Origin of the sequence: Mesorhizobium sp. M7A.F.Ca.CA.003.01.2.1 (genome assembly GCF_003998945.1) — a bacterium.
Taxonomy (GTDB): domain Bacteria; phylum Pseudomonadota; class Alphaproteobacteria; order Rhizobiales; family Rhizobiaceae; genus Mesorhizobium; species Mesorhizobium ciceri.
In genome coordinates this window covers 1-416 of record NZ_RZRA01001703.1, presented here as the reverse complement: position 1 = coordinate 416, position 416 = coordinate 1, and the positions used below count along the sequence as shown (strand labels likewise).

Genomic DNA, 416 nt, shown 5'->3' with positions numbered 1-416 from the left:
GGCTGAGATAAACGGTACTATTCGGGCCAGACAACGGTCACCTCGACATAATCGAGCACGCCGGGCACTGGTGCGTTCGGCTTGCGCACCGTGATCTCGGCTTTCTTTATCTGCGGAAAACGCGCCGTCAGCGCACGGGCCACTTCGAGCGCCAGCGACTCGATCAGAAAACGGCGCTGCCCGGTGATGATCTTTTCAATGACGCTGAATGCAACGCCGTAGTGGACTGTATCCTCGATCGAATCTTCGGCAAGCGCCCGGCCTGGATCAACGGTCAGAACGGCATCGACATAGAAGCGCTGGCCGAGCCGTTCCTCCTCGTCCAGCACGCCGTGCCGGGCAAAGAAAGCGCAGTTCTTCATGCGGATGACATACATCGATCAGTTTCTCGCCCGGTCGGTTTGACGCGCCAGCAT

The 416-nt window shown here is 58.9% G+C and carries 1 protein-coding gene; it reads right to left on the bottom strand.

The genetic code is table 11. The annotated features are described in order from the left end of the window. Window positions 1-17: 17 nt before the first annotated feature. On the bottom strand, window positions 18-377 hold the full coding sequence (folB, locus tag EN969_RS35020; protein ID WP_013531873.1) for a dihydroneopterin aldolase: 360 nt from the start codon (window positions 375-377) through the stop codon (window positions 18-20). Window positions 378-416 lie beyond the last annotated feature (39 nt).

Excerpts from the sequence above, each read along its gene's own strand:
- folB (WP_013531873.1), bottom strand. The coding sequence starts at position 377 with ATGTATGTCATCCGCATGAAGAACTGCGCTTTCTTTGCCCGGCACGGC.